Source organism: Maribacter sp. 2-571 (assembly GCF_050589625.1).
Lineage (GTDB): Bacteria > Bacteroidota > Bacteroidia > Flavobacteriales > Flavobacteriaceae > Pelagihabitans.
Genome location: NZ_JBNGOP010000093.1, coordinates 1 through 589 on the forward strand (window position 1 = coordinate 1; position 589 = coordinate 589).

Annotated in this window: 1 protein-coding gene; it reads right to left on the bottom strand. The window is 56.4% G+C overall.

The features are described from left to right. The coding region (locus tag ACRD7P_RS21025) for a condensation domain-containing protein (RefSeq protein ID WP_430909776.1) at positions 1–530 on the bottom strand (530 nt) is incomplete at its 3' end. Positions 531–589 lie beyond the last annotated feature (59 nt).

A 589-nucleotide genomic window follows, 5' to 3' on the forward strand; every position in this document is an offset into this window, starting at 1 on the left:
TAGGACAGCTGCCCTTCAAGGACGTCCCCCTCCAGGTGCGTGCGCTGCCAGATCGCATAGTCCGCGTACTGCAACGGCAATGTCGGGAAATCGCACGTTCCCCTCTGCATCAGCGATGTATAGGACTCCATGAACTCATTGGTCAGGATCCCGTTCGACCAACCGTCGCTCGCGATGTGGTGCAGTACATTGGCGAAGACATGGCTCCCGTCGCCCAACCGGTAAAGGCGCGAGCGCAGCATATAGTCCCGCGAAAGGTCGAAGGGGTCTTCTATAAAGGCGGTTATCAGCGCCTTCGGGTCCTCCCCTTCACTTACCGTTACCACTTCCATCGACCAGGAATCCGCCGGAAGTACTTCCTGATAGCCGATCCCTTTCTCGGATTTGATCACCGTGCGGAGCACCTCGTGGCGCGACAGGATATTCTTAAGAGCGTTTCGCAGAGCGTTCTCATCTACGGAACCTGTAAGTTTTAATATCATAGGCATGTGGTACTCCTCGCTGCCCTGCAACTGGTCCAAAAACCACAAACGCTCCTGGCTGTACGAGAGCGGGATACGTTCCGGCCGCTCCTGTACCGTAACGGCAG